This window comes from Pseudomonas sp. C9 (assembly GCF_002000165.1).
Lineage (GTDB): Bacteria > Pseudomonadota > Gammaproteobacteria > Pseudomonadales > Pseudomonadaceae > Aquipseudomonas.
The window spans coordinates 4002795-4028350 of the sequence record NZ_MPAK01000001.1 but is presented as its reverse complement, the minus strand read 5'-3'; the positions used below and the strand labels follow the sequence as shown (position 1 = coordinate 4028350).

The following is a 25556-nucleotide window of genomic DNA, read 5'->3' as shown; positions in this document are numbered from 1 at the left end:
TGAAAAAGCAATCGCGGGCAAGCCCGCTCCCACAGGGTTCAATGGTGACTATGCATTAGCTAAACGGATGCTGTGGGCTGTCGATGGCCCTCACACCGTTCTCACGCCACAACTGCCCATAACCCTGCACCAGAAATCCGCCACTGCGCGCCAGCCACTGCTCGCGGCGTGCCCGGTAAGCACGCGGCAAGTCGTACCACGCCAACCCCGGCAAGTCGTGATGCACCAGATGAAAATTGAGGTTCAGGAACAGCCAGCGCCATGGCCAGGCCGCCTCATTGAGCACCGTGCGCTGCTCGGGTTCGGCATGCGGGCGATGCTCATAATAGGAGCGAATCATCGCAATCGACAGCGCCGGCACGCTGATCAGGAACAGGTAATGCCACACCGGCAACACGCTGTAGCGGGCGATGAACACCAGCATCAGAATCGTCAGTGCGCCATGGCTCAGCCACATCAGCCACGCCTGTCGCTGACCGGCTTTCAGTCGCTGCCACTCCTCCCGGGCCAGTGCCAGCAAGGCCAGCGGCGCACCGAGAATCAAGCGCCCCAGGACGGTTTTGTTCAGCCAGTGCAGGCCCTGTTCGAACAGCGAACGGCCCTGCCACTGTTCGACGCTCAGGTAGCGACTTTCCGGATCGCGACCCGGCAGGGTCAGGTCTTCGTCACGGTGATGCAGCAAATGGCTGTCGCGATAAAGGGTGTAGGGATACCAGACGGCGAACGGTGCATAACCGAGGACTTTGTTCAGCGAGGTCCAACGGGTCGGGTGACCGTGCAGCAATTCGTGCTGCACCGACAACCACAGCACCAGCAACGGAATCAGTAGCAGGGTGCTCCACCACACGCCCAAACGGTCACCCGCCAGGACAATACTGAACCAGCCGCCATACACGCCGATCAACAACAGCCAGGTCGGCCATTCGGTGCGGGCCGTCAGGCGTTGACGCAGGGTTTCGATTTCTTCTCGATGGGCACTGTCGAAGTAATGGGGCATGGCGTTGCTCAGATCGGGACCAGTCCCCTTCTGTGCAATAGCCTTGGGAAATCTTGCAGATTATTTGGTTATTTCGTTAGACGTGCCGCAGGAGCCCGATTGCCGGGCTCCCTTGTCGCAGGATCAATGACCGAACACATCCACCTTCTTGGCCTTCTTGTCTGCGCGCTTTTCGATGGCGGTTTTCGCCGGCTTTTTCTTCGCTGCTTTCTTCGAATCCATACCTTTGGACATGATGCGTACTCCACTCACAGGGATGTGAGATCAGGTATACACCTATCGCTGCGCGCGCGTTCTTTTATAATCGCCCGCTTTGCACACCGACAGCCCAAACCATGCCAGACACTCAGTACACCGTGCTCGACGAGCCGCTATGGCCGCTGATGAACAAGTTTTATCGCGCTCACCAATCGTCGATGAAAGCCGTGCGCGACGCTCGATTGTGGGTCGCCCGGCGCGAAGAAATCGTCGGCGCATTGTGTTTGCGGCCGGTAGCGGGCGGGCATTGGTTGACGGGGCTGTTCGTTGATCCGGCCTGTCGCGAGCAAGGGGTGGCCGGCGCGTTGATCGCAGCGGCGGTCAAGGACCTTGAACTGCCGGTGTGGCTGTTTTGCCATCCGGATTTGCGTGATTTTTATGAACGTCGCGGCTTTGTTTTCGATCCACAAATGCCTTACGCCATGGTCGAACGCCTGAGCCGCTATGCCCGCAGCAAACCGATGATTGCGATGGGGCTGGAACCGCGCACAACCTGAACACACCGCCGCTCCTACAAGGATTGGGGGCGCCTACAGGATCAATCGTCGGCGTTGGGATCAAGGTCCGGGAACATGACTTCGGTAAACCCGAACTTGCTGAAGTCGGTAATGCGCGACGGGTACAGACGGCCGATCAGGTGATCGCATTCATGCTGCACCACACGCGCATGAAACCCTGAAGCCGTGCGCACGATCGGCTCGCCCTTGGGGTCGACACCCTCGTAGCGAATTTGCTGGTAACGTTGCACCGCGCCACGCAGGCCGGGCACCGACAGGCAGCCTTCGAACCCCTCCTCCATCAACGGGCTCAGCGGCGTGATCAACGGGTTGATCAGAATTGTCTGCGGCACCGCTTCGGCGTCGGGATAGCGCTCGCTGTGCTCGAAGCCGAAGATCACCAATTGCAGGTCGACACCGATTTGCGGCGCCGCCAGGCCGACCCCACCGACGCTTTCCATGGTCTGGAACATGTCGTCGATCAGCTGCCACAGCTCGGGGCTGTCGAACATTTCGGCTGGCACCGGCGGAGCAATGCGCAGCAGGCGCTCATCGCCCATTTTCAGGATTTCACGGATCATTTGATGACTTCGTCAGTGGGTGTTTTAACCGAATGATCGCGTCCCAGCCCGGAAACGTGATGTTTCTCTTCGTGGCCAGGACCGTGCTCGCCGGCAACCTTCTCGCCCGGGTCCTTGCCCTCGCGCGACATGTGCTCGATCACCGCATTCATCTCCGCACCGAGCAACAGCACTGCGGCTGAAATATAGAAGTACAGCAACAGCACGATGATCGCGCCGATACTGCCATACATGGCGTTGTAGTTGGCGAACTCCTTGACGTACAAACCAAAGCCCAGCGACGCGATGATCCACACCACCACCGCCAGCACCGAGCCCGGGGTGATGAAGCGAAACTCCTGTTTGACATCGGGCATGACGTAGTAGATCAACGCCACCGCGACCATCAACAGAATCACGATGACCGGCCAGCGAACGATGGTCCACAAGGTGACGATAAAGTCTTCAAGGCCAACTTGCGAGGCAATCCAGCCCATGACTTGCGGCCCGAGGACCATCAGCGCGGCGGCGGCCAGCAGCATCCCGGCAATGCCGACGGTGTAAATGACCGACAGTGGAAAACGCTTCCATATCGGCCGGCCTTCGACCACATCGTAGGCGGCGTTCATCGCACTCATCATCAGCCGCACACCGGCAGAGGCGGTATACAGCGCAATCACGATACCCACCGAGAGCAAGCCGCCCTTGGATTGCTGGAGCTGGTCAATCACCGGGTTGACCTGTTCCAGCGCCTGGGGCGGCAAGACCAGTTCCGATTGCAGGCGCAGCCAGGAGAAAAAGTCCGGCAGGTGCAGGAAACCGATCAGGGCAATCAGGAACAGGATGAAGGGAAACAGCGAAAACAACATTTGATAGGCCAGCGCCGAGGCATAGGTCGACATTTCATCGTCGATGAACTCGGTGACCGTGCGCATCATCACACGGTGCAGGGGCAGGCCTCTCATGTCCGGGAAAATCATTAGCGTCTCCATTCGCCGCAAGAGGGGTTAAAAGTCGTGGCGACTCAGGGGGCTGATTTCTACAACAAAGTAGCCTACTTGGCGACTTTGAAACAATTTCCTGGTTCAAGTTCAGGCTGACACAAAAACGGCCATCGATGGATGGCCGTTTGCAAGACGTTTCACACGTCGGATCACGCCTTGTCGATGCCTTTTTTGAGCGCATCCTTGGCTTTGCCGACCGCTTGTTGGGCCTCGCCTTTCCTTTCCTGCATCACGCCTTCGGAGCGCATTTTTTCGTTGCCGGTGGCCTTGCCGACGCCTTGCTTGACGTTGCCGGCGGCTTCATTGGCCAGGCCTTTTACTTTATCGCCCGTGCTGCTCATGGTGATTCTCCTGTGAACGTTTCAATGAGAAAAAGTCGTTACACAAGGATTGACCGGGGGCATTTGCGCGGAGTTTCATTTATTTGTGCCGCCCATTTCGTCGATCTCAGCAGGTTGGGCTTTATGTTTGCCGACCAACACCCGAGAATGCGCAACGTATTCAGGCCCTGGCGCTGACGATCCAACCCCGTAGGAATGTTATGAAACTCGATAAAAAGCAGGCCATTGCCCGCAGAAACCAGGAACTTGGCGGTGCCGTGCTAGGCGTCAACAACTGCCATTTCACCGAATTGAACCGCAACCGCAACATCTGGTGGTTCGATATCCCGGTCGCGCGCCTGGCCGTTGGTCAGTACGAGTGGGTTCACTTGCTGATGCACACGCCGGACACCGACGAGTTGCTGCACCTGAAAGTGCCGACCGTGTTCCTGCGCGAGAAGCTTGAAGGCCTGGTGGTGCGCAATGAAGGCAAGCGCAAGGCGGCCTTGAGCCTGGAGCTGAGTGCCGACAAGGATTCGTACTTGCAGGACATGCGCCCGGCGGGCACCAACGTCAACTTCGCGCCGTTCCGCCTGTAAGCCAAAAGCAAAAGCTTCGCGAGCAAGCCCGCTCCCACATTAAACCGCGTTATTCCAATAAGAATGCGATCAAATGTGGGAGCGGGCTTGCTCGCGAAGGCGGCCTGACAGGCAACAAAGACCTGTCAGACGAGCAAAAAAAAGCCCCGCATCCGCAGGGCTTTTTGGTGTTACGCGCCGACCTTTTTCGCGGCGATTTTCTTCAACTCTTCATCGCGCAGTTCACGACGCAGAATCTTGCCAACGTTGGTGGTCGGCAGCGCATCGCGGAACTCGACGGCACGCGGCACCTTGTAGCCGGTGACGTTGGCACGCATGTGCTCCATCACTTGCTCTTTGGTCAGCGTCACGCCCGGTTTGGCGACGATAAAGATCTTGATCGCCTCGCCCGACTTCTCGTCCGGCACGCCAATGGCCGCACATTGCAGCACGCCCGGCAGGGTCGCGAGCACGTCTTCCAGTTCGTTCGGGTACACGTTGAAACCGGAGACCAGGATCATGTCTTTCTTGCGATCGACAATGCGCAGGTATCCATCAGGCTGGATCAGCGCGATGTCACCGGTCTTCAGCCAGCCTTCGCTGTCGAGCATTTCATCGGTGGCTTCCTGGCGCTGCCAGTAACCCTTCATGACCTGCGGGCCTTTGACACACAGCTCGCCGATTTCGCCCAGCGGCTGTTCCACGCCGGCATCGTCAATGACTTTGCAACGGGTCGACGGGACCGGGATGCCGATGGTGCCGATCTGGATGTTCTGGATCGGATTGACGGTGGCCACCGGGCTGGTTTCGGTCATGCCGTAACCTTCGCAGATGGAGCAGCCAGTGACCGCTTTCCAGCGTTCGGCGGCAGCCAGTTGCAGGGCCATGCCACCGGACAAGGTAACTTTCAGCGCCGAGAAATCCAGCTTGCGGAAGCCTTCGTTATTGCACAGGGCCACGAACAAGGTGTTGAGGCCGACGAAACCGCTGAACTTCCACTTCGACAGTTCCTTGACCATCGCCGGCAGGTCGCGCGGGTTGCTGATCAGGATGTTGTGGTTGCCGATCAGCATCATCGCCATGCAATGAAAGGTAAACGCATAAATGTGGTACAGCGGCAGCGGCGTGATCAGGATCTCGCAACCTTCATTGAGGTTGGAGCCCATCAGCGCCTTGCATTGCAGCATGTTGGCCACGAGGTTGCGGTGGGTCAGCATCGCCCCTTTCGCCACGCCGGTAGTGCCGCCGGTGTATTGCAGCACCGCGACATCGCTGCTGGCCGGGTTGGCTTCAGCCACTGGCTGGCCATGCCCCTTGCTCAGCACGTCGTTGAACTTGACGGCTTTGGGCAAGTGATACGCCGGGACCATCTTCTTCACGTACTTGATGACGCTGTTGATCAGCAGGCGCTTGAGCGGTGGCAACAGGTCGGCCACTTCCGTGACGATCACGTGCTTGACGCCGGTTTTCGGAACGACGGTTTCCGCCAGGTGTGCCATGTTGGCCAGGCAGACCAGGGCTTTGGCACCGGAGTCGTTGAATTGGTGTTCCATTTCCCGCGCGGTGTACAGCGGGTTGGTGTTGACCACGATCAGCCCGGCGCGGATGGCACCGAAGACGGCAACCGGGTACTGCAGCACGTTAGGCAATTGCACGGCGATTCGATCGCCCGGCTGCAAGTCGGTATGCTGTTGCAGGTAAGCGGCAAAGGCACCGGACAATTCGTACAGTTCACCGTAGGTGATTGTCTTGCCCAGGTTGCTGAATGCCGGCTTGTTGGCGAAGCGTTGGCAGGATTGCTTCAACACTGCCTGAATATTCGGGTACTCGTCTGGATTGATCTCGGCAGCAATCCCAGCTGGGTACTTATCCTTCCAAAAGTCTTCGATCATGGAAGCCCACTCCTCAGCAACGCGAATTCAGCACCGCATTTGATGCGATTATTATTGGTGTTTGGTCATTGGTGAATCTGGGCTTTTACACAGGCCGAGAAGCACAAAGCGCGCCGAGAGTAGCAGCTTTGCCAAGGGTCGACTAGAGCCAAAAGCGGCCCCTACGGTCACAATTGTGACTCAAGAATTGCTAGCGGTCATTTTAGAGCAAAAATCCTATAAAGCCTTGAAAGCCCCTGAAACAGGGCCTTTCCAGATCTTTAAAAGCATCGCGGGCAAGCCTTGCTCCTACAGGTTCCGTGTCGATCACATTCTATGTGGACGATAATGAAACCTGTAGGAGCATGGCTTGCCCGCGATCCGCGTGAAACGCGGCCATTCATCGATTACGCGATATCGCGCAGCTCCCGCCGCAGAATCTTCCCGACCGGCGTCATTGGCAACGACTCACGTAACACGATGTGCTTGGGCACTTTGTACGCCGTGAAGTTCTCCTTACAGTAAGCCTTCAACTCCTCAAGGCTGACCCCGGCTTCGCGGGCCACCACAAACAACTTCACCGCCTCGCCCGACCGCTCGTCCGGCACACCGATGACCGCGCAGTTGGCGACCTTCGGGTGAGCCATCACCACGTCTTCGATCTCGTTCGGGTACACGTTGAAACCCGACACGATGATCATGTCCTTCTTGCGATCGACGATGCGCACAAAACCGTCCGGGTCGATCACCGCGATGTCGCCTGACTTGAACCAGCCCTCGGCATCCAGCACTTCAGCGGTGGCGTCGGGTTTCTGCCAGTACCCCTTCATGATCTGCGGGCCTTTGATGCACAGTTCGCCGCGCTCGCCCAACGGCTGCTCGACGCCTTCATCGTTGATCACTTTCAGCGAAGTGCCCGGCACCGGCAGGCCGACCGTGCCGATTCGAGATTGATCGCCGTACGGGTTGGTGCAGGCCACCGGCGAGGTTTCGGTCAGGCCGTAACCTTCAGTGATACGGCAACCGGTCATCTGCTCCCAGCGCTCGGCGGTGGCCTTGACCAGCGCCGTGCCGCCGGAGTTGGTGAGCTTGAGGCTGGAGAAATCCAGGGTCTTGAAGTCCGGGTGGTCCATCAGGGCGACGAACAAGGTGTTGAGCCCCAGCAACGCCGAGAAACGCCAGTTCTTGAGCTCCTTGATGAAGCCGCCAATGTCTCGCGGATTAGTGATCAGCACGTTGTGGTTGCCGGTCACCATCATGCACATGCAGTTCGCCGTGAATGCATAGATGTGGTACAGCGGCAGTGGCGCGATCATCACTTCCTGACCTTCACGCAACAGTGGCTGACCGTCGGCACCGAACTGCCCCAGGCAGGCACGCGCCTGCTGCATGTTTGCCACCAGGTTGCCGTGGGTCAGCATGGCGCCCTTGGCCAAACCGGTGGTGCCGCCGGTGTATTGCAACACGGCGATGTCGTCGAGGCCGACTTTCAGCGGCTTGATGCCCAGGCCACGCCCCATGCGCAATGCGCTCTTGAACGAAATCGCCTGCGGCAGGGCATACGCCGGGACCATTTTCTTGACCTTGCTGACCATGGTATTGACCAGCCAGCCCTTGGCGGCCGGCATCAGGTCGCCCATTTTCGCTTCGATCAGGTACTGGATGTCGGTGTCGGGCAGCACTTCCTGGACTTTCTGCCCGAACATGTTCAGGTACACCAGTGCCCGGGCACCGGAATCCTTGAACTGATGACGCATCTCCCGCGCGGTGTACAACGGGTTGGTGTTGACCACGATCAACCCGGCACGCAAGGCACCGAATACAGCAATCGGATAATGCAGGACGTTGGGCATCTGCACCGCGATGCGATCCCCCGGCACCAGGTCGGTGTGGGCTTGCAGGTAAGCAGCGAATGCCAGGCTCTGGCGTTCCAGTTCGGCGTAGGTCAGGGTCACGCCCATGTTGCTGAATGCCGGGCGGTCAGCAAATTTCTTGCAGGAACGCTCGAACACCTCGATCACCGACTTGTAAGCCCCAAGGTCTATGTCCAGGGGCACGCCGGCCGGGCGTTTGTCATTCCAGAAATCAGGTTGCATTGTTCTTATCCTCTTTACCTGAGCCTATCCGGGGCCGCTGTTGCGCCCTTGTTCAAAAACAAAAGCGAAAAGCGGAGCTTCACGGACACTAGCAGCTATGGCGATTCAGGCAAATATGCGCACGCGCCTCATTGATCGTGTGAATCTTCCCGCCGTGGCGTGGCCTGATCAGACGGGACGCGCGGGATGCGCTATACAATGCAACCACGCCCATGCCACATGCAGCCCCATGCAAAGGAATCGACATGATCCACGACACGTTCTGGCTGACCGCGACTGACCATAGCCGCCTGTTCGTCAACCAGTGGCTGCCCGCCGCGCCATTACACGCGGTCATTCTGCTGGCTCACGGAATGGCCGAGCACAGCGGTCGCTACGCCCGGCTGGCGGAAAAATTCTGCGAGCACGGTTACGGCGTCTATGCGCCGGATCAGCGTGGACATGGCAAAACCGCCGAAAACGGCACACTCGGCCATTTCGCCGATGACGATGGCTGGTGCAAAGTCGTCGGCGACCTCGCCAGCCTCAACCAGCACATCGGTCAACAGCATCCTGGTGTGCCGATCGTGTTGCTCGGTCACAGCATGGGCAGCTACATCGCTCAGGCTTACCTGCTGCATCACAGCGCCAGCCTGCACGGCGCGGTGCTCAGCGGTTCGAATTTCCAGCCCGTGGCGCTCTATCGCGCGGCGCGCCAGATCGCCCGTTTCGAAAAGCTGCGCCAGGGGCCCAAGGGGCGTAGTGCGTTGATCGAATGGCTGTCCTTCGGCTCGTTCAACAAACAATTCAAACCGGCACGCACACAATTCGACTGGCTCAGTCGCGACCCGGTGGAAGTGGATCTGTACGCCAACGATCCGCTGTGTGGCTTTCGCTGCACTAACCAGATGTGGATCGATCTACTCGGTGGGTTGCAGCAAATCAGCAAAGCGTCCAATCTCGCTCAGATCGATCCGGGCCTGCCGTTGCTGGTGATTGGCGGTGAATGTGATCCGGTGAGCGAAGGCAAGCGTCTGAAAGATCTGGCCGATGCCTTGCGTGCGGCGGGCAGCCAGAACCTGCACCTGACTATTTACCCGCAGGCGCGCCACGAACTGTTCAACGAGAGCAACCGCAAGGAAGTGATCAGCGATGTGTTGCAGTGGATCGCCCAGGCATTGAGCCACCGCCGGCCACCCCGGTCGGAATAGTTTTTTTGTGGATTTTTTTATTCGTCACAGGAACCGAGACAGATGACCCAGGTTACCAATACCCCTTACGAAGCCCTCGAAGTCGGCCAGACCGCCAGCTATAGCAAGACCGTCGAGGAGCGCGACATTCAGTTGTTCGCCGCCATGTCCGGCGACCACAACCCGGTGCACCTGGACGCCGAGTTCGCAGCGGGCACCATGTTCAAGGAGCGCATCGCGCATGGCATGTTCAGTGGCGCGCTGATCAGCGCAGCGGTTGCCTGTGAACTGCCTGGGCCAGGCACTATTTATATCGGCCAGCAAATGAGCTTTCAGAAACCGGTGAAAATTGGCGACACCTTAACCGTGCGTCTGGAGATTCTGGAGAAACTGCCGAAGTTTCGTGTGCGCATTGCCACCCGCGTGTTCAACCAGCGTGATGAATTGGTGGTGGATGGCGAAGCGGAGATCCTGGCACCGCGCAAGCAACAGACCGTGACGCTGCCGACTTTGCCGGCGATCAGCATCGGTTGAACAATGCCCCTGCCTTGAACCAGCAGGCACAAAAAACGCCAGACTCGCTGGCGTTTTTTTAGTGGAAGCGAACGCTTACGAGCGTGCGCGAGCCTGGTTACGCAGGGCTTTGACCTGGTCATGATTGCGTTGCACGCCGTGGTACTGACGTTCAACCAGGTCACGAATGCCCACCAGGTTGTGTTTGTTGATTTTCTCCATCGCCTCTCGGTAAGCCTTCAGCGCATGGTCTTCACCGCGCTCGGCTTCGTTCAGGACAGCCTCTTCGTCCTTGCCGGTAAACATCGACTTCACGTCGACCCAGCGACGGTGCATATCGCCGCTGACACTGGTGGAGGTTTCTGGATCGCCGCCCATCGAACGCACGGCGGATTGCAGTTCAGACGCCGCCGTGGCGCAGTCGGCAGAACGCTGAACGAACAACGTTTTGAGTTCAGGGTGTTTGATGTCTTCAGCGCAAGTCTTGAACCCTTCCTGACCGTCTTTGCTGGTTTCAATCAGGTCGTTGAGTACAGAGATGGCTTCTTTATTCATGTCGGTCATTTTTCAATTCCTTGCGGGTTGATGAAAGATGCAATGACTGTTGCACCCTGCATGCCAGCTTCGATTCAACAATTTAACCTTTATATTTCAATGACTTAATTTTACAGGCGAAATCTGTATCCGTTTTTTTTGCATGAACTGTCAATTGGCCTGCATGCAGAATGCCTGTATTTTCCGCACTGATTGAATCCTGACGGCCAACCGATGAACCCTGAAAAACTAGAACTGCTGATCACCCGCGAAATGCCCTTTGGCAAATACAAGGGCCGGATCATTGCCGACCTGCCCGGCCCCTACCTGAATTGGTTTGCCCGGGAAGGATTTCCTCATGGCGAATTAGGTGGCTTGTTGGCCCTGATGCAGGAAATCGATCACAACGGCTTGTCGGAATTGCTCGAACCCCTGCGCGCCAAACATGGCAAACCCGCCCCCCGCCATTGATCCTGACCGAGTACCCCATGCCCGATAACACCCGTCGCGCCCGTGATGAAATGTTCTGGCAGACCTTTGCCGACCGCTATGCCGTCGAACCCGGCCCGATCAACCTGGAGAACGGTTACTTCGGGCGCATGTCGCGAACGGTGGTCGAGGAATACCAGCGCAACATCGAAATGATCAACCGCAGCAACTCGGTGTACGTACGCCAGCGATTCGAACAGGTCGAAACCCAGAAGATCCGCGCGCAGTTGGCCGCACTGGTGGGCGTGCCTGCCGACACCGTGGCGCTGACCCGCAATGCCTCGGAGGGTCTGCAATCGTTGATCCGCAACTACAACCGTCTTCAGCCGGGCGACCAGGTATTGATCTGCGATCTGGAGTACGACTCGGTCAAAAACGCCCTGCGCTGGCTGGCGCGCAATCGCGGGGCCGAGGTGATCGAGATCGACCACCAGCACCCCGCCAGTTTCGACAGTTTACTGGCGACCTACCGCGACGCTTTTGAGCGCTACCCCAAACTCAAACTGATGGCCCTGACTCACGTCACCCATCGCACCGGCCTGGTGATGCCGGTGCAGGCGATTGCCGCCGCCGCGAAAGAACACGGGATCGATGTGATCCTCGACGGCGCCCACGCGTTGGGGCAAATCGACTTCAATCTGGATGAACTGGGTATCTCCTTCGCCGGCTTCAACCTGCACAAATGGATCGGAGCACCGCTGACGCTAGGGTTCATCTACATTGCTCCCGAGCGCCTGGCCGATATCGACCCGGACATGGGCGAATCGCACTACCCCGTCACCGACATTCGCGCCCGCACGCCGTACGGCACACCGAATATCCCGGCGCTGCTGACATTGCCGCTGGTGATCGAGGAACATCATGCCATGGGTGGTTCTGCCGCCAAGGGTGCCCGGCTCAACTACTTGCGTAACCTGTGGGTGCGTGCAGCGCGCGAATTGCCGGGGATTGAAGTCATGACGCCGGATGACCCTCGCCTGTATTGCGGCATCACGTCACTGCGCTTCACGCGCCATAGCGATCAACAGCCGATGGTTGAGCGACTGCTCAGCGACTACAACCTGTTTACCGTGATGCGCAGCGGTGCCGCGAGCGGACCGTGCATTCGCATCACACCGGGCCTGACCACCACTGCGTCACATATGACGCTGCTGACCCGGGCGCTGACCGAACTGGGCTGAAATCACACGGTGTACCTGTCGAAGTCCTCCGGCTTGATGTGTGATGAAACCGCGAAGGTGTCGATGGCGATGGTGGTGGATCCGAAATAGCCATCGTCATTCGACTTTCGACTAAGCGTATGAACGCTTAACGTCGAAGCTTCGCCGCCGTGGTGCTTGTAGTAAATGTCTTCATCGTTGGTCAGCGGTGAAGCCTTTCTGCCGCTGTACTCTCGGGTGTTCAGTACCGACCGCGAAGCCGCCTCGGGCAAGTAAAGCTGGCCGACCCAGGCGACATGCCGCTCTTGCAGGTAATTGTTACCGGCCGTGATGCGCACAGCGACGTGAATGTGCAGCGAGCGGCCGGCGTAAAACCCCGGGTAAATCGTGGTAAACCGCACAACTCCGTGCTTGTCGGTGAACTGACCGCCGCGCAGGTAAGTGTCGTCGTCGGTGCGCGGGATCGAGCCGATTTCACCGACATCGACTTCCTTGTCCGGATTGATCTTGCTCCAGCCCGAATAGGCACCACGCGCGTTGCAATGCCAGATATCGACCAGCGCACCCGTGACAGGCTGCCCGGTCATGGCATCGACGATCGCCAGGCGCAGTATCAAGGGAACGCCATCAGCGCCTTCGCTGATGTTGCGCCTGATCAGTTTCGGGTTACGGAAATACGGACCGGCGATTTGTTCGGGGGACAGCAGGCAAGCCGGTTGTGAAGGTGCAGCGCAGGTGTTGTCGTCCATGACGTTCTCTCTTCCAATAGAAGAGCGCAGGTTAGGGTGCGACGAATGTGCAGGTGCGGTAATTATTTATCGCCTGAGGCCGATCCGTAGCAGCCTGCGTCCGATCTGTAGCAGCTGGCGAAGCCTGCGTCCGGCTGCGAAGCAGTCGTAAATCCAGTGCATGCGGTCTGCCTGATGCACCGTGGGCACAGATTTTACGACTGCTTCGCAGCCGGACGCAGCCTTCGGCAGCTGCTACAAAAAACCTCATATGCCCTGTTGTTTTTCTACAGGCAAAAAAAACGGTGCACCGACCAAGCGCACCGTAAAGCCGTAGAACACACAACGAAGTGTCAGGTAAAGCAGATCAGTCCAGCAGCGCCAAGGCCTCGGCAGTGCATTCCTGAATGCGGGCCCAGTCGCCGTTCTTGATCCACTCCGGATCAAGCATCCAGCTACCGCCCACGCACATGACGTTTTTCAATGCCATGTAGCTCTTGATATTGGCCGGGCCAACGCCGCCGGTCGGGCAGAACTTCACTTCGCCGAACGGGCCGCCCAAGGCCTTGATGGCAGCGACGCCGCCGCTCACTTCCGCCGGGAACAGCTTGAAGCGGCGATAACCCAAACCATAGCCTTCCATGATGCCGGAGGCGTTGCTGATACCGGGCAACAGCGGGATCGGGCTGTTGACACTGGCTTCGAGCAAATCACGGGTGATGCCTGGCGTAACGATAAATTGCGAACCGGCCGCTTCGGCGGCGGCGAGCATGTGGCGATCCAGCACGGTGCCGGCACCGGTCACCAGTTCCGGACGCTGTTCGCGCAGGATCTGGATGGCCTTGAGGCCGAACTGCGAACGCAGGGTCACTTCCAGGGCAGTCAGGCCACCGGCGGCGAGGGCGTCAGCCAGCGGCAGGACGTCCTGTTCGCGAGCAATGGTAATCACCGGCAAAATCCGCGCCTTGGCGCAGAGGCTGTCGATCAGGGCAACTTTGTCCGCCATGGAAACGGTCGGGGATGGGGTTGTCATAGCGGCTGTTCCTTGGCTCATGGGCACCAGTAAATCTCTAACGTGGGTTGCAAAAACGCGCGAATCGGCATGGCGGCGACATCGTCACTGGCCAATGCGGCACTCAGGGTGGTCAGTTTTGACTGACCGGAAATGGACAGAACTTTATGCTTGGCCGATGCCAGCAGCGCACGGCTCATGGTCAGGCGTTGATGCGGCACGGTAGGTGCCAACATCGGGTAGCAACGACGGATGCCGTCGGCCTTCAAGGCATCGGCCAAGTTCGGGCTGTTCGGAAACAGCGACGCGGTGTGACCGTCGTCACCCATGCCCAGCACCAATACATCGATCACCGGCAGTTCGGAGAGCAAACGATCGGCCTGCTCGGCCGCCTGTTCAAGGTTGGCGCTGGCGCTGTACAGACTCAGGAACTGAGCCTTGGCCGCCGGCCCTTGCAACAGATAGCGCTTGAGCAGACCGGCATTGCTGTCGGCATGCTCAACCGGCACCCAACGTTCGTCGGCCAGGCTGACCACCACGTTCGACCAGTCCAGCGCCTGTTTGGCCAGGTGCTGGAAAAACGCCACCGGGCTGCGACCACCGGACACCACCAGCGTGGCGGTGCCCTGGGTGTCGATCGCTTCGCTCAATTGCTTGGCAACCGTCAGTGCCAGCGTTTCGGCCAACAGCACCGGGCTTTTGAACGCATGGGCGCTGACGCCCTGAGGCAGTTTCAAATTAGATATCGCCATACCACGACCTCCCATCCCGCGTGATCAGAGCAATGGAGCTCATCGGTCCCCAGGACCCGGCCGCGTACGGCTTGGGCGCATCACCGGATTTTTTCCACCCGGCGATCAACTGGTCACACCATTTCCACGCGGCTTCGATTTCATCTTTACGGACAAACAGGTTCTGATTGCCGCGCATCACTTCCAGCAACAACCGCTCGTAGGCATCGGGAATCCGCGCGCTGCGATAAGTGTCGGAAAAATTCAGCTGCAACGGACCGCTACGCAGCTGCATGCCCTTATCCAGGCCTTGCTCTTTGGTCATCACGCGCAAGGAAATACCTTCGTCCGGTTGCAGGCGGATAATCAGCTTGTTGCTGATTTGCAGGCGCTGCTCAGGGGCGAAGATGTAATGCGACGGTTCTTTGAAGTGGATGACAATCTGCGACAGCTTCTGCGGCATGCGCTTGCCGGTGCGCAGGTAAAACGGCACGCCGGCCCAGCGCCAGTTGCGAATATCGGCACGCAAGGCGACGAAGGTTTCGGTGTCGCTCTGGGTGTTGGAGTTTTCTTCCTCCAGGTAACCCGGGACCGATTTGCCTTCGCTGTAACCGGCGATGTACTGACCGCGCACTACTTGAGTGGTCAGGCCTTCCGGGCTGATCGGCGCCAGCGCCTTGAGGACTTTGACTTTCTCATCGCGGATGCTGTCGGCGGACAGGTCGGCCGGCGGGTCCATGGCGATCAGGCAAAGCAGCTGCAGCAGGTGATTCTGGATCATGTCCCGCAGTTGACCGGCCTTGTCGAAGTAACCCCAACGGCCTTCGATCCCGACCTTCTCGGCCACGGTGATTTCCACGTGGGAGATGTAGTTCTGGTTCCACTGGGTTTCGAACAGACTGTTGGCGAAACGCAGCGCGATGAGGTTTTGAACCGTCTCTTTGCCCAGGTAATGGTCAATGCGGTAGGTGCGGTTTTCCGGGAAGAACTGTGCCACGGCGTCGTTGACCTTGCGCGAGGATTCCAGGTCCGAGCCGATGGGCTTTTCCAGGACTACGCGGGTGTTTTGCGCCAGGCCGACCTTGGCCAGGTTCTCGCAGATCGCGCCGTAAACGGCGGCAGGCGTCGCAAAGTAGGCAATCACGCGCTGGGCACTGCCGGCCATTTCAGCCAGGGCGATGTAATCGTCAGCCTGGAGAAAGTCGACGTGCAGGTAGCTCAGTCGGGCCAGGAAGCGTTCGACCACGGCCGCATCCAGCTCTTTGGCCCCGACATAACGACGCAACTCGGCGGCGATGAATGCCAGGTGTTGCTGCTCGGTGCCGGGCTCGCGGGCCAGCGCGATAATGCGCGTATCCTCGTGCAAGAGGCCTGCGCCGTCGAGTTGATAGAGGGCAGGAAACAGCTTGCGCAAGGCCAGATCGCCGAGGGCGCCGAACAAGGCAAAGGTGCACGGTTCAACCGTAATCGAAGGCATGATGTTTGTTCTTTTATCAAGTTAAGCTACAAATACCTTTTTTCAAGGCATCGCTCAAGAGAAAATGTAGTAATAACCACAACATTTTCGCAAAATATAGATTCCGAGTGGTGGTCGGTCGGAGCCATCAGTAGGATAGGCCACCGTTTGGGGCCGCATCAAAGGCCCTTTTGGCATAGCCGAACTCTAATTTGCGCTGCTGACCCAAGGAACATATATGGACCGCGTGCGGAATTTACTGGAACAGATCCAGAATCGCCTTGAAGACCTGAACAAGGCTGAACGTAAAGTCGCCGAAGTGATCCTGCTCAACCCACAGCAGGCCACCCGGTTCAGCATCGCCGCCCTCGCCCAGGCCTCGAAGGTCAGCGAGCCGACGGTCAACCGTTTCTGCCGTTCGTTCGGCGTCAGCGGCTACCCGGAACTCAAACTGCAGTTGGCTCAAAGCCTGGCCAGTGGCGCGGCGTATGTCAGCCGTGCGGTCGAGGCCGATGACAATCCTGAAGCCTATACAAAGAAGATTTTCGGCAGCGCCATAGCCTCCCTGGACAGTGCCTTGCAAGCGTTGGACCCGAACCTGATCAGCCGCGCCGTCGACCTGTTGATCCAGGCCCGGCAGATCCACTTCTTCGGCCTCGGTGCCTCGGCCCCGGTGGCACTGGACGCACAGCACAAATTCTTCCGGTTCAATCTGGCCGTCACCGCCCATGCCGATGTGCTGATGCAACGGATGATTGCGTCGGTGGCACACACCGGCGAATTGTTCGTGATCATCTCCTACACCGGCCGCACCCGCGAACTCGTGGAAGTGGCGCGCATCGCCCGGGAGAACGGTGCATCGGTGCTGGGTCTGACAGCCGAAGGTTCACCACTGGCCAAGGCCAGCACCCTGAGCCTGAATATCCCGCTACCCGAAGACACTGACATCTACATGCCGATGACCTCGCGGATCATTCAACTGACCGTGCTGGACGTGCTGGCTACCGGCATGACCCTGCGTCGCGGTGTGGACTTCCAGCCGCATTTGCGCAAGATCAAAGAGAGCTTGAATGCGAGCCGGTATCCGGTGGGCGACGAGTTCAATTAATTGACGATTCGCAGCCTCGTTTCACTCGACAGCTCCTACAAGAGATCGCCGCACCTGTAGGAGCTGTCGAGTGAAACGAGGCTGCGATCTTTTGATCTGCGCTAAGCCCCTACCCGCGCCTGCAAACTCAAATGCGCCTTCTGTCCCGGCGCCAGGCTCAGGCTGTGGGTGCCGCCACTGGCCGCTTCCACACACACAAACTCTGATATTTCATTCCAGCTCACCCCCAGCAACGGCCGCGAGCCCGGATGCCAGACCACCGTGTCCGCCTCGTCACCCGTATCAATGCACAACTCACGCTGCCAGGCGTGGTCCTTGAGTTGCAATTCGCCGTCTTGCTGGAACACTCGCTGGCACCCGCCATCGACCCTCAACTCACCATCCTGCTGACAACTCTGGCGATTCAAATGGTCGTAACCCTGCGCGCCATCGAGCCCAGACAGCGCTATCTCGCTGACATCGCCAATACGCCAGTAAGCATGCAAAGCCTGGCTCAACTGGCACGGCATGTCGTCCTGATGCTCGGTGCTCAGGCGCAATTCCATGCGTTCGCCAAGGTGGGCGTGCAGGTCCACTTGCCAGTCACACAATTGAAGCTGCCAGTGCAATCGCACGCCATCGTCGTCATGGCGGCTGTCGAGCAGCTTCCAGTCGATCAACCGCGCCCAGCCATGAGATGGCCACGCATTCTCGCTCGGATGACGGCCATACCACGGCCAGCACACCGGCACGCCACCCCGAATCGCGCCGACCTGCGGCCACTTCGCCGCGCACCACAGCCAGGGTTTTTGACCCGTTGGCTGGAAGTGCAGCAACTGCGCGCCCTGGCGACTGAACACCGCCTGACACAGCGGATGGTCGATCACCAACACGTCGCGCTTCTGATAGCGCTCCCACGCAAACACCGGACGTTCGCGCAAGGATTTGAAGAAGCGTTGTAGCGGATGCTCATGCATGTGCCACGGTCCTGAAAATCAATGGGGGTACTCTAACTGTTGTGCCCAGTGCGCCACAGGCCCTCTAAGGCCTCCCAAAAAAAAGCGGACAGCCTTGGCTGTCCGCAAATATGCGCACATAGAGAGGAGCTTATCGCAACAGCGTTAGAACACCGACTGAATTTTCAGACCGGCCACCAGCGCGTTATCGACTTCATCCACACCGCCTGGGTGAGTGACGTATTGCAGGTTAGGACGCACGGTCAGCCAGTTGGTAACGTGGAAGCCGTAGTTGAGTTCGTAGTTGTATTCAGTGGTCCGCAGTGGCGAGAACAGTGGATCCTCATACTCAGTCACATTGTTGGCAGCGTTGACCGCCTCGGCGTTTTTCTTCACGTCATCGTTGACATGGATACGGGCGAAACCGATGCCCATGTCATCTTTAGGACGCGCATCGAACGGGCCCTTGTACACAAACATCAACGACTGGTAGTTGTCGACAATGTTGGTGTCCTTGTCGTGGAACGTGGCGTTGGCTGCAATGTTCAGACCGCGGGACTTGTCACCGTTGTGGCTGGTGAGTTGTTGCTGTGCAACGAACCAGTAACCGTGCTTGCTGCTGTGGCTGCGATAGGCGTTACCGCTGGTGGCCGCATCATTGCCGTTGTCGTCCTTGAGAACGTCATCGGCCTTGGCCGTGCTTTTGTAGTAACCGACACGGTATTCGCCCGGCAGGTTGCCAGGGTTAGGCAACCAGACCAGTTCGACTGGCAGGACGGTGCCGTTGGTACCACTGCCGCTGAGCTTGAAGCCGTTACCGTGCTCCAGTTGCGACGTGTTCTGGTTGTACGCGCCGATCTGCGCATAGAACTCAGGCGAGATGTTGTACTTCACGCGGACCGCAGCCTGCATGACCGGCCAGTTGTACCAGATGTTGGTGGCCCAGTTACCCACCTGGGAACCACAGAACGCCAGGTTCTGGAACTCGCATGGGAAGGTGTTGAAGTCTTCGCCTTCGCCGAAGTAACCGGCCTTGATGTCCAGTTTATTGTCGAAGAACTGGTGCTTGATCCACAACTGGGTCAGACGGACCATGTGACCACGGCCATAGACTTCCTGGGAGGAACTCAAGGTGCCGGCACGCGGGTCGCCGATACGGTCATTGGAGATGTTCTCACCGTTACGGTTGGTGAGCTGGATCTTGGCCTGAGTGTTATCCCAGCCAAACAGTTTTTGCAGGTCCAGTGCTGCCCCAAGGCCAAACTGGTCTGCGTAACGAGCCGTTTTGTCGTCGTTGAAACCGCCATGGAGGTTGCCGCCGACTTCACCGACGTAATCCATTTTGATGTCGATGCCCTGCTCGATCAGCTTGGTCCGCTCGCCACCCCAATCACCGGTCATCCATTCGGAGTCGGCGCTGAACGCATCAGCCGCGTGTGCGCTACCGGCCATCATCATCACTGCAACAGCTGACAACTGGCAGATAAGCTGAGCGTTGTTGTTCTTCTTCATCCCTACTTCCTCGTTTTATTGTTATTAACTTTTCTTTTTCTAACGCGGTGACATCGGTTGCAGCGGACGACAGGCCATCCGCCGCGTATCCCCCTGTGGGAGCAAGCCTGCTCCCACACTTTTTATCTTCAGCGGCCTTTGAATTGGGCCACGTTGTCAGCGTGCATTTCGCTTTTCGGCAAGCCCGCCACCCCCAAACGCTCCCCCGTCTTGGCGTCGAACAACAACACTTTCGATGGGTCGAATTGCAGGGTCAGTGTCTCGCCCGGCGCCGGTGCGACGTCTGGTGCCAGACGGCAGCAGACTTTGGTGTCATTGAGATTGACGAACACCAGGGTGTCGGGGCCGGTTGGCTCGGTGACCTGGACTTCAGCGCGAATGGTCGGCAATCCGTTCGGTTCGCCATTGGCCAACACGATCTGTTCAGGGCGCATGCCCAGGATCACTTCGCGGTCTTCGAGGCCGGCATCCTGCATGCCCAGTGGCAACTCGCAACGGGCCTGGCCGCTGTCGAGCAATGCAACCAGACGACCGTCCTTGCGCTGCAAACGCAGGGGGATGAAGTTCATCGGTGGCGAGCCGATGAAGCTCGCCACGAACAGGTTGGCCGGGTTGTTGTAGATGTCTTTCGGCGTGCCGAACTGCTGGATGATCCCGTCCTTCATCACCGCCACTTTGTCGCCCAGGGTCATCGCTTCGATCTGGTCGTGGGTCACGTAGACCGTGGTGGTTTTCAGGCGCTGGTGCATCAGTTTCATTTCGGTGCGCATCTCGACCCGCAGCTTGGCGTCGAGGTTGGACAGCGGTTCGTCGAACAAGTAAATCTTCGGCCGACGCGCCAGGGCCCGGCCCATGGCGACACGCTGTTGTTGACCACCGGAGAGCTGACCCGGCTTGCGGGTAAGCAGGTGTTCGATCTGCAGCAATTTGGCGACGCGAGCGACTTCTTCGTCAATTTCGGCAGTCGGCATTTTGCGGATCTTCAGGCCGAACGCGATGTTGTCGCGCACGCTCATGGTCGGGTACAGCGCGTAGGACTGGAACACCATGGCGATGTCGCGATCCTTGGGGCTCATGCCGCTGATGTCGGCATCGTCCACCAGGATTGCGCCGCCGCTGATGGTTTCCAGGCCGGCGATGCAGTTCATCAGCGTGGATTTACCGCAGCCCGATGGGCCTACCAGGATCAGGAACTCACCGTCATCGATCTTCAGTTCGATGTTTTTCAGGGTGTCCGGCAAACCGGCACCGTAGGTCTTGTTGACGTTGCGTAATTCGAGAGTTGCCATGTTTCTACCCCTTGACCGCGCCGGACGTCAGCCCACGCAGGAAATACTTGCCAGCGAATATGTAGACCAGCAGTGTCGGCAGCCCGGCGATCATCGCGGCGGCCATATCAACGTTGTATTCCTTGGCCCCGGTGCTGGTGTTGACCAGGTTGTTCAGGGCCACGGTAATTGGCTGGGCATCGCCACTGGCGAACACCACGCCGAACAGGAAGTCGTTCCAGATTTGAGTGAACTGCCAGATCAGGCAGACCATCACGATCGGGATCGACATCGGCAGCAGGATCTTCAGGAAGATCGTGAAGAAGCCCGCACCGTCCAGGCGTGCAGCCTTGACCAGTGCATCCGGAATGCTCACGTAGTAGTTGCGGAAGAACAGCGTGGTGAACGCCAGGCCGTAGACCACGTGCACCAGCACCAGGCCGGTGGTGGTGTTAGCCAGGCCGAACTTGCCGAGGGTGAACGAGGCAGGCAACAGCACGGTCTGGAACGGCAGGAAGCAGCCGAACAACAGCAGGCCGAAGAACAGTTGCGAGCCACGGAAACGCCACATCGACAGTACGTAACCGTTCATGGCACCGATGAAGGTGGAAATCAGCACCGCCGGCACGGTGATCTTCACCGAGTTCCAGAAATAGCCGCCGACCACGTCCCAGGCCTTGATCCAGCCGATACCGTCAATTACGGTCGGCCAGCTCAGCAAGTTGCCGGTGCGGATGTCTTCCGGAGATTTGAAGCTGGTCAGCAGCATCACCACCAGCGGGATCAGGTACACCGCCGCTGCGAGCAGCAGCGTGGCGTATATGGCGACCCGGCTGAAGCTGAGGCTGCGTTTTCCGAATTGATCAGTCATGGCGTTTGCCTCGCAGCTCGGAGTACAGGTACGGCACGAGGATGGTCAGCACGGCACCGAGCATGAGCATGGCGCTGGCCGAACCGATGCCCATCTGGCCACGGCTGAAGGTGAAGGAATACATGAACATCGCCGGCAGGTCGGACGAGTAGCCGGGGCCGCCCGCCGTCATCGCCGCGACCAGGTCGAAGCTCTTGATTGCGATGTGCGCAAGGATCATGAAGGCACTGAAGAACACCGGGCGCAGGCTCGGCAAAACGATCTTCAGGTAGATGGTCGGCAGGCTTGCACCGTCGACCTGGGCAGCACGGATGATCGACTGATCGACACCGCGCAGACCGGCGAGGAACATCGCCATGACAAACCCGGAGGCTTGCCACACAGCGGCGATCACCAGGCAGTAGACCACGCGATCCTGATCCACCAGCCAGTCAAGGCGAAAGCCTTCCCAGCCCCAGTCACGCAGCATCTTGTCCAGACCCAGGCCTGGGTTGAGCAGCCATTTCCATGCGGTACCGGTGACGATCATCGAGAGCGCCATCGGGTACAGGTAAACGGTGCGAATGAAACCTTCCTTGCGAATGCGCTGGTCCAGCAACACGGCGAGGAACACGCCGAGCACCAGGCTGATACCGATGAACATGCCGCCGAACACCGCGAGGTTTTTGCTCGCGACCCACCAGCGATCGTTGTCCATCAGGCGCATGTATTGCTGCAGGCCGACCCACTTGTAGCTCGGCATGAAGCTGGAATTGGTAAAGGACAGAATGAACGTCCAGATGATGTAACCGTAGAAACCAACCAACACGATCAGCATGCTCGGCGCCAGTACCAACTTGGGTAACCAGCGTTGCAGCGCATCGAACGGTGAGGCTTTGCTGAAAACCGCCACAGAGCTCATCGGGATAATCCAGGTGGAGAGAAGTGAGATCGACACAGCCCTTGTGGGAGCCGAGCTTGCTCGCGATGACGGACTGACATTCAAAAGAGATGTCGACTGTTACACCGCTATCGCGAGCTAGCTCAGCTCCTACAGGGGATTACTGGGCCGCTTTGACAGCCGATGCCAGTTGGGCGCTGGCCTTGGCCGGGTCAGCATCCTTGTCGTTCATGAAGTTGGTGACCACATCGAAGATCGCGCCCTGTACGGCCAGGGAGGTGGCCATGTTGTGCGCCATGCTCGGTTGCAGGCCGCCCGTCTTGTCGTCCGCAACGAAGTCCTTCGCTGACTTCTGGGCGCACTCGTCGAAGCCGAGCTTGTCCATTTCATTCAGCATGTCGTTACGCACCGGGATCGACCCTTTGTTCATGCTGAAGACTTTCTGGAAATCAGTGCCCAATGCGACCTTGGCCAGGTCTTGCTGGGCAGCGATGTCACCCTTGCGATCCGCTTTGAGCTTGAACACCGCCAGGGAGTCGATGTTGTAGGTGAAGGCTTTTTCGGTGCCCGGGAACGGTACGCACTGGTAGTCCTTGCCCGCGACTTTCTTCGCCGCTGTCCATTCGCTTTTCGCCCAGTCGCCCATCATCTGCATACCGGCCTTGCCGCCGATGACGTCGGCGGCGGCGATGTTCCAGTCACGACCGGCGCGGTTCGGGTCCATGTAGCCGGTGATTTTTTTCAGTTCGGTGAACGACTTGGTCATCTCCGGGCCGGAGAGGGTTTTCTGGTCCAGGTCGACCAGGGCTTTCTTGTAACCGTCGGCGCCCATGACCGAGAGCACCACGTCTTCAAACACGGTGCTGTCCTGCCAAGGCTGACCGCCGTGGGCCAGGGCGATGAAGCCTGCGGCTTTGAGCTTGTCGCCAGCGGCATAGAATTCTTCGAGGGTGGTCGGAGCTTTTTCGATCCCGGCTTTCTTGAACACTTCCGGGTTGATCCACAGCCAGTTCACACGGTGAATGTTCACCGGAACGGCGACGTAGTCACCTTCGTACTTCACGGTATCGGAGACTTTCCTGGACAGCAGGCCATCCCAGTTTTCCGACTTGGAAACGTCTTTCAACGCGTCGGTGCTGAGCAGGCCAGTGCTGCCCCACTCCTGGATGTCCGGGCCTTTGATCTGTGCGACGCCCGGCGGGTTACCCGCTACGGCGCGGCTTTTGAGCACGGTCATGGCCGTAGAACCACCACCGCCGGCGACAGCGCCGTCTTTCCAGGTGAAGCCGTCTTTTTCGACTTGAGCCTTGAGCACATCGACCGCTGCTTTTTCACCACCCGACGTCCACCAGTGAACAACTTCCACGGAACCTTTGGATTCGGCGGCAAGCACACTGAGAGGGAGCGCAGACAGGGAGGCGAGAGAAATGACAGTAGCGAGGCGAGAAATCGCATTCATCTAGAAGTACCTTTCTTGTTGTTATGCATGCAAGTCTGGTGCTTGCGCTGCATAGGATTTTAAACAGGAGTTATCCCCTCGCAGGTAACGAAGGGACGCTGGAATGTCACTGCATGGTTACACAGGCGCACTCTGAGACAACTGGCCCAGAGCCGTGGCCATGCTCGGCGCCAGAGGCAGACGCGGAATCAATACGGCTTGCCAGGCGTGATACAGGTCGGGTTTACCGGCCCAGATATCAGCACTTGGGCGGTTTTGCGGATCCAGCTCATGGTGCCAACTGCCGTCGCAACGATCGATAAAATGACTGTCACAGAATTCCCAGAATAGTCGGTACCAGGTTTCGTATCGCGCATCGCCGGTGCGTTTAAACAACGCACTGGCGGCGGCACTGGCTTCGCAATGGGTCCAGTGCAGACGGTGGCGAACCACCGCCCGATTGTCCCAGTCGAGGGTGTAGACAATCCCGGGCAGCCCATCGACATCCCAGCCGTGACGGCAGTTGTGGTCGAAGAGTTTTTGCGCGTCGGTGGCGAGCCAGCCTGGCGTGAGCATTCCCGCCTGAACCCGCGCCGCTTCAAGGTGCAGCACCAGTCGCGCCCATTCAAAACCGTGGCCCGGTGTGGTGCCGTAGGGGCGAAAACCGTCGGCCGGGTTGTCGTGGTTGTACTCGCGTAGCGGCTGCCACTGACGGTCGAAATGCTCGATCACCAGATAATCATTGGCCGCGGCATGACCGTGAATGACGCGCTCGACGATGCGTTGTGCACGGCACAGCCAGCGGTTGTCCTGGGTGACATCGGCCAGTGCGAGGAAGGCTTCGGTGGCGTGCATGTTGCTGTTGGCACCGCGATAGGCCTCCTCTTCACGCCAGTCGCGATTGAAGGATTCGCGCATCGCGCCCTCCTCCTCGCTCCAGAAATGCGTGTCGATGATATTGATTGCATCGTCGAGCAAGGCTTGTGCGCCGGGACGCTGGGCGACGACGGCGGAACTGGCGGCCAACGCAACAAAGGCGTGCAGGTAGGCGGCCTTACCAGTGTTGCCGTCGCGATGATGCGCGACCGCAAACCAGCCCCCGTGTTCGGCATCGCGCAGCGGCCCGCTGAGGGCGCGGACGCCGTGATCCACCAACTCCGCAAACCCCGCAAGCCCCTGGATGTGCGCCATGGCGAAGCTGTGGGTCATGCGGGCGGTGTTCATGGTTTCGGCGTAGGCGTTGGCCGGCAGGCGGCCTTTTTCATCCAGATTGCCGAAGCCGTCGGCAAGCGTTGAAGCCTTGGCAAACGCCAGCAGGCGCAGGCCTTCAGCTGCTAGCCATTGCTGATGGGCAGGCGCGTTCAGCCAACTGCTGAACGCCGGTTGGAAGGTGTCCATGGCATACCTTTTTTGTTGTTATGACTGGAGGGCAGTCTAAACAACGGGCGATGACAGGCAGGTAACGAAGGGGGCGAGTTATGTCACCAGTCTGTGACATTCGCCTTGAGGAGTGTGTTGAATGGTCTGACGCCATCGCGAGCAAGCTCGGCCCCTACAGGATGGGCGCAATA

At 58.7% G+C, this 25556-nt stretch carries 25 protein-coding genes; 7 read left to right on the top strand and 18 right to left on the bottom strand.

The window, feature by feature from the left end; translation table 11 throughout:
• Nucleotides 1-55 precede the first annotated feature (55 nt).
• Nucleotides 56-997, bottom strand: coding sequence for a fatty acid desaturase (locus BMS17_RS18760; RefSeq protein ID WP_046032010.1), 942 nt, complete (start codon nt 995-997; stop codon nt 56-58).
• A gap of 335 nt (nt 998-1332) precedes the next feature.
• On the opposite strand from BMS17_RS18760, the gene BMS17_RS18755 reads away from it, so the two are divergent.
• Nucleotides 1333-1752, top strand: a complete 420-nt coding sequence (locus BMS17_RS18755) for a GNAT family N-acetyltransferase (RefSeq protein WP_046032011.1) — start codon at nt 1333-1335, stop codon at nt 1750-1752.
• Nucleotides 1753-1793: 41 nt separating this feature from the next.
• Here the strand turns inward: BMS17_RS18755 and def are convergent, their stop codons facing one another.
• The 3 genes from def to BMS17_RS18740 form a co-directional block, all read right to left on the bottom strand.
• On the bottom strand, nt 1794-2333 hold the full coding sequence (gene def, locus BMS17_RS18750) for a peptide deformylase (RefSeq protein WP_046032012.1): 540 nt from the start codon (nt 2331-2333) through the stop codon (nt 1794-1796).
• Nucleotides 2330-3292: a YihY/virulence factor BrkB family protein gene (locus tag BMS17_RS18745; protein WP_046032013.1), complete on the bottom strand. Its 963-nt coding sequence runs from the start codon at nt 3290-3292 to the stop codon at nt 2330-2332. The genes def and BMS17_RS18745 overlap by 4 nt, the downstream gene beginning before the upstream one ends.
• Before the next feature lie 173 nt (nt 3293-3465).
• Nucleotides 3466-3657 (bottom strand): CsbD family protein, encoded by a 192-nt coding sequence (locus BMS17_RS18740; protein WP_046032014.1) that lies wholly within the window; start codon nt 3655-3657, stop codon nt 3466-3468.
• Nucleotides 3658-3857: 200 nt separating this feature from the next.
• Here BMS17_RS18740 and BMS17_RS18735 point away from each other — a divergent pair, with 200 nt between their 5' ends.
• Nucleotides 3858-4235: a hypothetical protein gene (locus BMS17_RS18735; RefSeq protein ID WP_046032015.1), complete on the top strand. Its 378-nt coding sequence runs from the start codon at nt 3858-3860 to the stop codon at nt 4233-4235.
• A gap of 170 nt (nt 4236-4405) precedes the next feature.
• Here the strand turns inward: BMS17_RS18735 and fadD1 are convergent, their stop codons facing one another.
• Both fadD1 and fadD2 read right to left on the bottom strand, forming a co-directional pair.
• Nucleotides 4406-6106, bottom strand: coding sequence for a long-chain-fatty-acid--CoA ligase FadD1 (gene fadD1, locus BMS17_RS18730; protein WP_077431393.1), 1701 nt, complete (start codon nt 6104-6106; stop codon nt 4406-4408).
• Nucleotides 6107-6492: 386 nt separating this feature from the next.
• Nucleotides 6493-8181, bottom strand: a complete 1689-nt coding sequence (gene fadD2, locus BMS17_RS18725; RefSeq protein ID WP_046032017.1) for a long-chain-fatty-acid--CoA ligase FadD2 — start codon at nt 8179-8181, stop codon at nt 6493-6495.
• 245 nt (nt 8182-8426) lie between these two features.
• Here fadD2 and BMS17_RS18720 point away from each other — a divergent pair, with 245 nt between their 5' ends.
• Nucleotides 8427-9371 carry an alpha/beta hydrolase gene (locus tag BMS17_RS18720; RefSeq protein WP_077431392.1) on the top strand — a complete coding sequence of 315 codons (945 nt, stop codon included), beginning with the start codon at nt 8427-8429 and terminating at the stop codon, nt 9369-9371.
• Nucleotides 9372-9413: 42 nt separating this feature from the next.
• Complete coding sequence (locus BMS17_RS18715; protein ID WP_008151121.1) at nt 9414-9884, top strand: MaoC family dehydratase; 471 nt, start codon at nt 9414-9416, stop codon at nt 9882-9884.
• 75 nt (nt 9885-9959) lie between these two features.
• On the opposite strand, the gene BMS17_RS18710 is transcribed toward BMS17_RS18715, so the two are convergent.
• Complete coding sequence (locus BMS17_RS18710) at nt 9960-10427, bottom strand: PA2169 family four-helix-bundle protein (protein WP_046032019.1); 468 nt, start codon at nt 10425-10427, stop codon at nt 9960-9962.
• A gap of 204 nt (nt 10428-10631) precedes the next feature.
• Here BMS17_RS18710 and BMS17_RS18705 point away from each other — a divergent pair, with 204 nt between their 5' ends.
• Both BMS17_RS18705 and BMS17_RS18700 read left to right on the top strand, forming a co-directional pair.
• On the top strand, nt 10632-10868 hold the full coding sequence (locus BMS17_RS18705; protein WP_003213031.1) for a DUF3820 family protein: 237 nt from the start codon (nt 10632-10634) through the stop codon (nt 10866-10868).
• 17 nt (nt 10869-10885) lie between these two features.
• Nucleotides 10886-12067, top strand: a complete 1182-nt coding sequence (locus BMS17_RS18700) for an aminotransferase class V-fold PLP-dependent enzyme (protein WP_046032020.1) — start codon at nt 10886-10888, stop codon at nt 12065-12067.
• Between the two features lie 2 nt (nt 12068-12069).
• On the opposite strand, the gene BMS17_RS18695 is transcribed toward BMS17_RS18700, so the two are convergent.
• The 4 genes from BMS17_RS18695 to zwf form a co-directional block, all read right to left on the bottom strand.
• Nucleotides 12070-12795, bottom strand: coding sequence for an intradiol ring-cleavage dioxygenase (locus BMS17_RS18695; protein WP_046032021.1), 726 nt, complete (start codon nt 12793-12795; stop codon nt 12070-12072).
• A 346-nt stretch (nt 12796-13141) separates the two neighbouring features.
• Nucleotides 13142-13807 carry a bifunctional 4-hydroxy-2-oxoglutarate aldolase/2-dehydro-3-deoxy-phosphogluconate aldolase gene (locus BMS17_RS18690; protein ID WP_046032022.1) on the bottom strand — a complete coding sequence of 222 codons (666 nt, stop codon included), beginning with the start codon at nt 13805-13807 and terminating at the stop codon, nt 13142-13144.
• Between the two features lie 17 nt (nt 13808-13824).
• Entirely contained in the window at nt 13825-14538 is a 714-nt protein-coding gene (pgl, locus tag BMS17_RS18685) for a 6-phosphogluconolactonase (protein ID WP_046032023.1), read from the bottom strand.
• Nucleotides 14525-15994 (bottom strand): glucose-6-phosphate dehydrogenase, encoded by a 1470-nt coding sequence (gene zwf, locus BMS17_RS18680; RefSeq protein ID WP_046032024.1) that lies wholly within the window; start codon nt 15992-15994, stop codon nt 14525-14527. The genes pgl and zwf overlap by 14 nt, the downstream gene beginning before the upstream one ends.
• Before the next feature lie 226 nt (nt 15995-16220).
• Here zwf and BMS17_RS18675 point away from each other — a divergent pair, with 226 nt between their 5' ends.
• Complete coding sequence (locus BMS17_RS18675; protein WP_175649041.1) at nt 16221-17081, top strand: MurR/RpiR family transcriptional regulator; 861 nt, start codon at nt 16221-16223, stop codon at nt 17079-17081.
• A gap of 101 nt (nt 17082-17182) precedes the next feature.
• Here the strand turns inward: BMS17_RS18675 and BMS17_RS18670 are convergent, their stop codons facing one another.
• From BMS17_RS18670 to BMS17_RS18640, 7 genes are all read right to left on the bottom strand, one after another.
• Nucleotides 17183-18037, bottom strand: a complete 855-nt coding sequence (locus tag BMS17_RS18670; RefSeq protein WP_046032025.1) for a D-hexose-6-phosphate mutarotase — start codon at nt 18035-18037, stop codon at nt 17183-17185.
• Between the two features lie 144 nt (nt 18038-18181).
• The gene (locus tag BMS17_RS18665) at nt 18182-19528 is read right to left on the bottom strand and encodes a carbohydrate porin (protein ID WP_077431391.1); all 1347 of its coding nucleotides are present in this window, start codon (nt 19526-19528) and stop codon (nt 18182-18184) included.
• Nucleotides 19529-19656: 128 nt separating this feature from the next.
• Nucleotides 19657-20817, bottom strand: a complete 1161-nt coding sequence (locus BMS17_RS18660; protein ID WP_046032027.1) for an ABC transporter ATP-binding protein — start codon at nt 20815-20817, stop codon at nt 19657-19659.
• Between the two features lie 4 nt (nt 20818-20821).
• On the bottom strand, nt 20822-21667 hold the full coding sequence (locus tag BMS17_RS18655) for a carbohydrate ABC transporter permease (protein WP_046032028.1): 846 nt from the start codon (nt 21665-21667) through the stop codon (nt 20822-20824).
• Complete coding sequence (locus BMS17_RS18650; protein ID WP_007974433.1) at nt 21660-22568, bottom strand: carbohydrate ABC transporter permease; 909 nt, start codon at nt 22566-22568, stop codon at nt 21660-21662. The genes BMS17_RS18655 and BMS17_RS18650 overlap by 8 nt, the downstream gene beginning before the upstream one ends.
• 139 nt (nt 22569-22707) lie before the next feature.
• The gene (locus BMS17_RS18645; RefSeq protein ID WP_046032029.1) at nt 22708-24006 is read right to left on the bottom strand and encodes an ABC transporter substrate-binding protein; all 1299 of its coding nucleotides are present in this window, start codon (nt 24004-24006) and stop codon (nt 22708-22710) included.
• Between the two features lie 117 nt (nt 24007-24123).
• Entirely contained in the window at nt 24124-25383 is a 1260-nt protein-coding gene (locus BMS17_RS18640) for an AGE family epimerase/isomerase (RefSeq protein WP_077431390.1), read from the bottom strand.
• Nucleotides 25384-25556 lie beyond the last annotated feature (173 nt).

Bases quoted from the DNA above. Each gene is read 5' to 3' on its own strand.
- BMS17_RS18755 (WP_046032011.1), top strand. From the start codon at position 1,333: ATGCCAGACACTCAGTACACCGTGCTCGACGAGCCGCTATGGCCGCTG.
- pgl (WP_046032023.1), bottom strand. From the start codon at position 14,538: ATGGCGATATCTAATTTGAAACTGCCTCAGGGCGTCAGCGCCCATGCG.
- BMS17_RS18745 (WP_046032013.1), bottom strand. From the start codon at position 3,292: ATGATTTTCCCGGACATGAGAGGCCTGCCCCTGCACCGTGTGATGATG.
- BMS17_RS18695 (WP_046032021.1), bottom strand. From the start codon at position 12,795: ATGGACGACAACACCTGCGCTGCACCTTCACAACCGGCTTGCCTGCTG.
- BMS17_RS18735 (WP_046032015.1), top strand. From the start codon at position 3,858: ATGAAACTCGATAAAAAGCAGGCCATTGCCCGCAGAAACCAGGAACTT.
- BMS17_RS18710 (WP_046032019.1), bottom strand. From the start codon at position 10,427: ATGACCGACATGAATAAAGAAGCCATCTCTGTACTCAACGACCTGATT.
- BMS17_RS18645 (WP_046032029.1), bottom strand. From the start codon at position 24,006: ATGAATGCGATTTCTCGCCTCGCTACTGTCATTTCTCTCGCCTCCCTG.
- BMS17_RS18715 (WP_008151121.1), top strand. From the start codon at position 9,414: ATGACCCAGGTTACCAATACCCCTTACGAAGCCCTCGAAGTCGGCCAG.
- BMS17_RS18760 (WP_046032010.1), bottom strand. From the start codon at position 997: ATGCCCCATTACTTCGACAGTGCCCATCGAGAAGAAATCGAAACCCTG.
- BMS17_RS18670 (WP_046032025.1), bottom strand. From the start codon at position 18,037: ATGCATGAGCATCCGCTACAACGCTTCTTCAAATCCTTGCGCGAACGT.
- BMS17_RS18655 (WP_046032028.1), bottom strand. From the start codon at position 21,667: ATGACTGATCAATTCGGAAAACGCAGCCTCAGCTTCAGCCGGGTCGCC.
- fadD1 (WP_077431393.1), bottom strand. From the start codon at position 6,106: ATGATCGAAGACTTTTGGAAGGATAAGTACCCAGCTGGGATTGCTGCC.
- def (WP_046032012.1), bottom strand. From the start codon at position 2,333: ATGATCCGTGAAATCCTGAAAATGGGCGATGAGCGCCTGCTGCGCATT.
- BMS17_RS18705 (WP_003213031.1), top strand. From the start codon at position 10,632: ATGAACCCTGAAAAACTAGAACTGCTGATCACCCGCGAAATGCCCTTT.
- zwf (WP_046032024.1), bottom strand. From the start codon at position 15,994: ATGCCTTCGATTACGGTTGAACCGTGCACCTTTGCCTTGTTCGGCGCC.
- BMS17_RS18720 (WP_077431392.1), top strand. From the start codon at position 8,427: ATGATCCACGACACGTTCTGGCTGACCGCGACTGACCATAGCCGCCTG.
- BMS17_RS18660 (WP_046032027.1), bottom strand. From the start codon at position 20,817: ATGGCAACTCTCGAATTACGCAACGTCAACAAGACCTACGGTGCCGGT.
- BMS17_RS18690 (WP_046032022.1), bottom strand. From the start codon at position 13,807: ATGACAACCCCATCCCCGACCGTTTCCATGGCGGACAAAGTTGCCCTG.
- BMS17_RS18650 (WP_007974433.1), bottom strand. From the start codon at position 22,568: ATGAGCTCTGTGGCGGTTTTCAGCAAAGCCTCACCGTTCGATGCGCTG.
- BMS17_RS18740 (WP_046032014.1), bottom strand. From the start codon at position 3,657: ATGAGCAGCACGGGCGATAAAGTAAAAGGCCTGGCCAATGAAGCCGCC.
- BMS17_RS18640 (WP_077431390.1), bottom strand. From the start codon at position 25,383: ATGGACACCTTCCAACCGGCGTTCAGCAGTTGGCTGAACGCGCCTGCC.
- BMS17_RS18665 (WP_077431391.1), bottom strand. From the start codon at position 19,528: ATGAAGAAGAACAACAACGCTCAGCTTATCTGCCAGTTGTCAGCTGTT.
- fadD2 (WP_046032017.1), bottom strand. From the start codon at position 8,181: ATGCAACCTGATTTCTGGAATGACAAACGCCCGGCCGGCGTGCCCCTG.
- BMS17_RS18700 (WP_046032020.1), top strand. From the start codon at position 10,886: ATGCCCGATAACACCCGTCGCGCCCGTGATGAAATGTTCTGGCAGACC.